This is a genomic window from Robinsoniella sp., assembly GCF_034124845.1.
The window spans coordinates 1-7,994 of record NZ_JAWYAJ010000144.1; the positions used below are offsets into that span (position 1 = coordinate 1).

A 7,994-nucleotide genomic window follows, 5' to 3' on the forward strand; every position below is an offset into this window, starting at 1 on the left:
GGAAGCAACCGTGTAAACTGTTTTTTCCGAGTAAGCTGCAGAACCGAGCAATAAGGCGAGAACAATAACGGCCAAACATTGAAGCGATTTGAAAAGTAGTGCTTCTTTATCTTTTATCATTTGGTATCAACCTTTCGACAGTATATTCTATGTTACATCATACAATAAACCAAAATTATTGTAAATAGGAAATGTAGGGATTATTGGTTGCCCTCTGCCATGTTTCCATAGTATAATCAAACCAAATACTAAAATCCCGGAGGCGGTTACATTTATGGAAACATTAGAAAGACGTGAACAAATCATTAAAATTTTGGAACTAAGTGAGGCTCCTGTATCTGGGACGGAATTGGCGAAGAGACTGTCTGTAAGCCGCCAGGTTATTGTCCAGGATATTGCACTTTTGCGTGCCGTAAATAAAAATATTCTATCTACCAATAAGGGCTATATTCTTTATCATACCTCTGTTCCTGCAAGGGCAAGGAGGTCGATACGGGTAAAGCACCAAGCGGAGCAGACACGGGAAGAACTGTACTGCGTGGTGGATCATGGCGGTAAAATGCTGGATGTGGTAGTGGAACATGAAATATATGGCCAGATTATGGTAGATCTGATTATTTCAAACAGAAGAGACGCCGATGAGTTTGTGAATAAGGTGGAGCATTATAAGACACGCCCGTTGAATGCGTTGACGAACGGGGTACATTATCATACCATTGAGGCGGATTCTGAGGAAATTCTGGATGAGATAGAAAATGCTTTAAAAGAAAAAAGAATACTTGATTAATACTAGAAAATATGGTACATTTTCACCAGTGACAAGACAGCTGTCAAGAACTTATAATATTGTATAAAGATAGTTTTATAGGGTAAAGTCTTACATGATGGCTCAAATACGATCTGGGAGGAAAAGATGAATTTAATTAAAAGGTATTTAAACAGAGTATTTATTGATGGTCTAAGCGGCATGGCTCTCGGCCTGTTTGCCACATTGATAGTTGGAACTATTATTCAGCAGATTGCGAATCTGATCGGCGGTGACATCGGGGCATTGTTATTCCAGGTGGGAAAAGCAGCTGCAGCCATGACCAGCGCAGGTATCGGTGTAGGAGTTGCTTATAAGTTCAAAGAAAGCCCGCTGGTAGTACTTTCTGCGGCAACCGCCGGCATGATAGGAGGTTTCGCAGGCAAAATTCTGGCCGGAACCGTACTGGTGGACGGGGCAATTGTTCTGTCAGGACCTGGGGAACCACTGGGAGCTTTTATAGCTGCGTATGTAGCGATTGAAGTGGGACATCTGGTATCCGGGAGAACGAAAATTGACATTTTGGTAACGCCGATTGCTACCATTGCATCCGGTGCAGCGGTAGGTCTTCTGGTTGGACCTCCCATATCCAGATTTATGGAAGGGCTTGGAGCGATTATTAACTGGGGAACTGAGCAACAGCCGTTTCTGATGGGAATTATTGTTTCTGTTATAATGGGTATGGTTTTAACACTTCCGATCAGTTCGGCGGCACTGGGAGTAATCCTGAATCTTTCCGGACTGGCGGCTGGAGCGGCAACCATAGGTTGTTGCTGTAACATGGTAGGCTTTGCAGTAGCCAGTTACCGGGAGAATAAAGTGGCGGGACTTCTTGCCCAGGGGATAGGAACTTCAATGCTGCAGGTACCTAATATCGTGAGAAAGCCGGTTATATGGATACCGGCAATTGTATCCAGTGCCATATTAGGACCTGTGGGAACGATGATATTAAAAATGACCAGCAATGCCACTGGTTCCGGTATGGGAACCGCAGGGCTGGTAGGACAGATCATGACGTATCAGACCATGGCACCGGTTGAGGGGGCTACCATAGTTTTAGTTAAAATAGCTGTGATACAAATCTTGCTTCCGGCGATTGTTACACTGATAGTATCGGAATTTATGAGAAAGAGGAACTGGATAAAACAAGGTGATATGAAGCTGGATTTATAATAAGCGTTCTAAAAGAGCAGAGATAATGGGCAGATCAGTCTGTCATTGGATCTCTGCTCTTTTTGTGTTTTGATTTTATCTGTTTTTATATAAATACTTATGGTAAAATAAATAATAATCATAGCATGTTGGTAAATAATTAAAAATTCAGGAGGTTTGGACATGTTAAAAGGAACAGGTTTGATTCATATTTATTATGGAGACGGAAAAGGAAAAACAACAACCGGAATGGGGCTGACCATAAGAGCAGCGGGATTCGGATATAAGGTACTGGTTTACCAGTTTATGAAGAACAACAAAACCAGCGAACGTAAAATTTTGGAAAAAGCAGACAATATCCATATCGTTGACGGACTGGAGGAAGAAAAATTCAGTTTTCAAATGACAGAGGAAGAAAAAGCAGAGCGCAGAGAGTTTTACAAACAGCAGTTTTTGAAAGTAACACAGATTGCCAGGGAGGAAGAATTTGATGTTCTTTTTATGGATGAGACGATCTATACCATCAGCGCAGGGCTGTTGGATGAAAGAGTAGTTTTAGATTTTCTTAAAAATAAGCCGGAAAATCTGGAGGTTATAATCACCGGAAATACTCCGAGCCAGGAACTGATAGATGCTGCTGATTATGTATCTGAGATTCGAAAAATAAAGCATCCATTCAACCATGGACAGGCGGCACGCGACGGCATTGAACGTTAATCTCATGTTAAAACTTTGGATAATGCTTAAATAATGATAGATTTTTGATAAAAAAGATGATTTTTTAACCTAATTTTTCCATTCTCAAATTTTCCTTCTACACGGGTCAAAAAAGTAAAATATTATGACAAGTAATCGTATGTACTTTGTAATTTTTAATCATTATACTGATGATAAACAAGTACGAAAGGGAGGAAACAAAGATGAAATGGAGAGGAAAGAAACTGACAGCTTTATTGGCGGCAACATGCTTATGCCTTAGTACTCCGCTCAGTGCGGCAGCTGCGACAGGCGAATCGGTCTCTATTATGGAAAATGCCGGGACTGAAACAGAGGCAAAAGAGTACACCAAACCGGCGGATGGCGTTCAGACAGAGACAAAAGACGAAGAGTACACCGAGTCAGCGGATGGCGTTCAGACAGAGGCAACGGACTATGGATACACAGAGGCAAAGCTTGATGCTATGACTGATTTGGCATCTTCCGGTTGGGTTGAGGTAGACAACAAATCAAATCTGGTAAAATACTCCGGTAAATGGGAAGTGGAAACGGGAGACGCCCACATTGGGGGAGATGCAAAGCAGTCCAACGCACCGGGCGCTTGGGCGGAAATTACCTTTACCGGAACCGGTATCCGCTGGATCGGACAAAAAGATACCAATTACGGGGAAGCGAAGCTTTACCTGGACGGGAAAGAAATTGCCAGAGTAAATGCTGCAGGGACAGCGGTAATGAAGGAAGACCTCTATACGCTAGTTGGCATTCCGTTTGGAGAACATACCTTCCGTGTGGAAGCAGTAGGCCCGGAGATTCAGTATCAGAACTATATTGAAGTGGATGCATTTGAGTATACCGCGGATACCGGAGAAGTGAAGGCGGATACCTTAATCGTAAACCCAGATACAATTTCCTTAAAGGTTGGAAAAAGTACCAGCCTGAGTGTAGATGTATTAAAGGGAACTGCCCATGTATATAATCAGGAAGTGAATGTGGCCAGCAGTAATGAACAGATCGTAAAAGTAAACGATGGATTCACGATTACAGGAATCGCAATCGGATCAGCAATGCTCACCGTTACCAGCAAAGACCTGAAAAAGGAAATACCGGTAAACGTCATGGGAAAAGCTGCGCTCAGAATGACAGTAGACAATGAACATCCATTGATCATTCATCATATGGCAAGGGAGATGAATCCCTCTGAAGCTACTCCCGGACCAATCCAGGGCGGGCATGATATCGTTACTTTCTGGAACCAGCTTCCGGAGAATCAGAAGCCGTATTCTGCAATTGTTATTCATCCCGGCTATTATTTAAATGTGGATTATCCGGGACATATGGAGTTTTTAGAAGAACAGACCAGACTTGCAGAGGAAAACCACATTCCATTTTTCGTTATGGTTGGAAATTCATTTACCAATAATTATTTGTCAAATGCCAAGGTGGCAGAGTATTACCAGAACTTTGAATATTTTATGGGAACAGCATATTCCGAGCTTCACAGTGCCGGAAACCGTACAAGACTCAGCAACGAAATCGCAGATAAAATTGAATTGGCTGCTCAGTACGGCGGCTATGTCTGGGTTGCAGATATGAACGATGAAGGCGATTCTGTTGAGACAATTATCAATAATGAAAGATTTTATAATACAGCAAAAGAAAACAAAGAAAACCTCATTTTGATGTCTAAAACGACAAGTGCCTGGAGCACAAATGTAAGCTATAATTCATTTGAAAGTGTAACATACGGAGCATGGCTTTCGGATATGTGCGATAATTACGGCTCTCTGATTGATTCCTGGATGTGGTTTATTGAAGGATATTGGAAGCTGTATGAAAATCCGGACGGAAGTATTGGAAGCCACGGACCGGAAGAGTGCAGAGGTGCATTTGCATTTCCGGAACTGCTCTATCCAATGCGTATGATCCAGGAGTCCATGAGTGGTGCTACCGTGTATTCATTTGAACACCCATTTAATTCAACCGGTATCCGTAACCAGATTGGACCTGTATATAACCATGCGATCAGTAAAGCAATTGATTATATGCTGAATGAAAAAATACCGGATAAGGATGAAATGCTGGCGAAAACCAAAATCGCCTATGACAGTACAGACGGATCGCTCCATAGTTTTGCAGGCTCCATGGGATGGAACGTAGTAGGGACACTGTATGGAGATGGTGGTAAACAGGGAGATGAAAAAACTTTCATGACTCAGACGACCGGCAGGTACGGCATTCTGCCTTCCATTATTCCAAGAGCAGCACAAGATTTTAAAGAGAAGAACGGAGACATACTGACACTGACAAAATCAGATATCAGAAATTCATATAATTCACCTGAAAAGCTGCGGGCATTGTTCGATGAAGCGTATCCCCAGACTTATACCGGTACCGGATATGCTTACAAATTGGATAATACCTGGTATACATACAACAGCAAATGGCAGAAGGAGATGAGACAGGAAGTAACCCTTCCAACCAATGACAGCAATACGGATATTCATGTGGAATATGACAACTACACCTACCTTCTGTTAAAAGAGGAAGACAATAGTTATAAGGTAAACCTGAATAACTTCCTGGTTGATAAGGACGATATCTGGGAAGGATATATTGCTGCCGGATCGGGAGCAACCCAGCATTGGGATTCCGATAATAACGATCTGTGGCCAAAATATCTGCTGAATAATTATATGCCTGACGGAGTTAGAAGAGATGAAGAGTTCCGCAACACGGTCATTACCCTGACGAATCAGGAAGAGGCGCCGGTCATTGAAGTGATAGACGGAATGTATGATTCCGATAATAACCACAATCAATACAGCGCTCCGAAGATCACCTATGACGCTGCAACAAAGGAAGCAAAAATATCTATTGACAGCAATGGATGGGTTAATTTTGTCATTCATAAAGCAGTAAAAGCAGATAAGCAGCAGTTACTGAGCAAATTAAACGAAGCAAAAGGTATCAATGCATCCTTATACACATCAGATACTTATAAAGTCCTGGCGGAAGCAATGAAAGCAGCTCAGGCAGTGGCAGATAACGAGAAAGCGGACCAGCAGCAGATTGATGCAAGTACAGCTGCCCTGGTAAAAGCAATTGCAGGATTGAAGAAGCTGCCGACTCAGGCAGAACTGGATGCCCGCGCAGCAGAGCCTGTAATCAACCAGATCAATGGGATCAAAACGGTTACTCTGAAAAGTGAAGCGCTTATAAAAGAAGCGCGTAATTCATACAACAAACTGACTCCTGCACAGAAAAACCTGGTTAAAAATTATGCGGTTTTAACTGCAGCAGAAACCCGTCTGGAGGAATTAAAATTCCAGTCTGTCCGGTTAACCTTAAAGGCAGAAGCATATCAGTCGAAGAATATTAAGCTCAGCTGGAAAAAAGCAGCGGATGCGGACGGCTACGTTGTCCAGGTTAAAAATAAAGGAAAATGGTCAACTATAAAGACCATAAAAGGAAATGCAAACGTTTCTTATATTCATAAAAAGACTACTGCGGGAAGTAAGTACCAATTTTCTGTAAAAGCTTATAAAGTAATTAATCATAAAACAATTTACAGCCAGAACCGTACAATTTCCAAAAAAGCAGTTCCGGCAGCACCTGTTGCTAAGAGTAAAATTACCAAGGGAAGCGTAACGATATCCTGGAGTAAGGTAAGCGGTGCATCTGGCTATGTGGTTATGAAGAAGACTGGGAAGACCTGGAGAAAGGCAGCGGAATTAAAGTCCGGTAAATTGAATTTTAAAGATAAAGACGTGAAAAAGAAAAAGAGATATATTTATAAGGTAAAAGCTTACAAAACTTCTGGCAAAAAAAATATTGCAGGCAGTTACAGTGCAGATATCAGCGTAAAAGCGAAATAATCACAGGAAATAAATACACAGCCGGACTTGAATAGTAGAATAACTATCTGGTCCGGCTGTAGCTGAATCGTGTCTGGAAATCAGAAAGGAAAAAGTACGATGAAGAATAAAACTTTTGCAATGATTGGGGCACTTCTAATGTTTGCAGGCACATTGGGCGTGAACGGATTACATGTAAAAGCCTCGCCAAACGGGGCAGAACAGATAACAGGGAACGGAGTATCCGTGATATTTTCCCGGGAAGAGGGGACAGTGCAGTTATTCCGTACAGATGCGGATGGGAACCAGACAGTAATGACCCAAAGGTCCCAGGTCTCCATCCCGGTGGTGAACGGGCAGGAAGTAACGGATTTTTCGGACTTTCAATGTGAAGTACAGGAGAACGTAACCGGGGCTGCGGGAGCGGGGAGCCGGATGACAATCATCTCTGTTTCCAAAGATACAGGGCTTCAGAGGTCGGTAGTGATCCAAACCGTGGATGAAATCAAAGGCCTGCTTCATATCAGCACTTCCTATAAGGCATTGGCAGAAGAGGTAAATGCGGAGGGATTTATTGACAGCAGATTCAGCCTGGATCATCCATCAAATACGGTGTGGAGTTATAATGGCGGAGGTGAGGGATCACAGAGCTGGTATGATACTCTGCAAAAAATAGATCTTATGGATGGCGAAAGCTTCTACCGGGAAAATTTGCAGGATGACACTGCAGCAGGTATTCCGGCGGCGGATATCTATGGGGAACAGGGGGGAGTCACCGTGGGAGACGCCAGTGTAACCCGCAGGCAGCTTTCCACGCCGGTAAATGAAAGGAACGGTTCCGTTGAAGTGTCCGTGAAACATCCGGGCGCAGTGCTTACTGCCCATACGAAAACGGAGATCAGCCAGAGCTTTGTCAATGTACACAGCGGGGATTATTATTCGGGGCTGCGGGGATATGCGGATGGAATGAAGCAGATTGGGTTTACCACACTTTCCCGGGAACAGATTCCCGAAAGCAGCTATGTACTCCGCTGGGAGAGCTGGGGGTGGGAATTTGACTGGACAGTGGATCTTATTATCAATAAACTGGACGAGCTAAAGGAGATGGGCGTCAAACAGATTACCCTGGATGACGGGTGGTATAATGCAGCAGGTGAATGGGGGCTGAACAGCTGGAAGCTCCCCAATGGGGCGGCAGATATGCGCCGTTTAACGGATGCAATCCATGAAAGGGGGATGACTGCAGTCTTGTGGTGGCGCCCCTGTGACGGTGGAAGAGAAGACAGCGCATTGTATCAGGAGCATCCGGAGTATTTTATTAAAAATCAGGACGGCAGCTTTGGACGGCTGGCTGGTCCGGGACAGTTTAATAGTTTTCTGGGCAGCTGTGGTTATGCACTGTGCCCGTTGTCAGAAGGAGCAGTACAGAGCCAGGTTGATTTTATTAACCGTGCGATGAATGACTG

Annotated in this window: 5 protein-coding genes; all 5 read left to right on the forward strand. The window is 43.4% G+C overall.

What is annotated here, in order from left to right:
- Nucleotides 1-274 precede the first annotated feature (274 nt).
- Entirely contained in the window at nucleotides 275-787 is a 513-nt protein-coding gene (locus tag ACH2DQ_RS06820; protein ID WP_394913016.1) for a transcription repressor NadR, read from the forward strand.
- 126 nt (nucleotides 788-913) lie between these two features.
- On the forward strand, nucleotides 914-1,978 hold the full coding sequence (locus tag ACH2DQ_RS06825) for a PTS transporter subunit IIC (RefSeq protein ID WP_394913017.1): 1,065 nt from the start codon (nucleotides 914-916) through the stop codon (nucleotides 1,976-1,978).
- 162 nt (nucleotides 1,979-2,140) lie between these two features.
- Entirely contained in the window at nucleotides 2,141-2,674 is a 534-nt protein-coding gene (locus ACH2DQ_RS06830) for a cob(I)yrinic acid a,c-diamide adenosyltransferase (protein WP_394913018.1), read from the forward strand.
- A 203-nt stretch (nucleotides 2,675-2,877) separates the two neighbouring features.
- A complete protein-coding gene (locus tag ACH2DQ_RS06835; protein ID WP_394913019.1) occupies nucleotides 2,878-6,549 on the forward strand; it encodes a glycoside hydrolase family 98 domain-containing protein in 3,672 nt (1,223 codons plus the stop codon).
- Nucleotides 6,550-6,648: 99 nt separating this feature from the next.
- A partial coding sequence (locus ACH2DQ_RS06840) for an alpha-galactosidase (protein WP_395026088.1) occupies nucleotides 6,649-7,994 on the forward strand: 1,346 nt, incomplete at its 3' end.

What these genes read in the sequence shown, in the direction of transcription:
- ACH2DQ_RS06820 (WP_394913016.1), top strand. Translation starts at nt 275, where the DNA reads ATGGAAACATTAGAAAGACGTGAACAAATCATTAAAATTTTGGAACTA.
- ACH2DQ_RS06825 (WP_394913017.1), top strand. Translation starts at nt 914, where the DNA reads ATGAATTTAATTAAAAGGTATTTAAACAGAGTATTTATTGATGGTCTA.
- ACH2DQ_RS06830 (WP_394913018.1), top strand. Translation starts at nt 2,141, where the DNA reads ATGTTAAAAGGAACAGGTTTGATTCATATTTATTATGGAGACGGAAAA.
- ACH2DQ_RS06835 (WP_394913019.1), top strand. Translation starts at nt 2,878, where the DNA reads ATGAAATGGAGAGGAAAGAAACTGACAGCTTTATTGGCGGCAACATGC.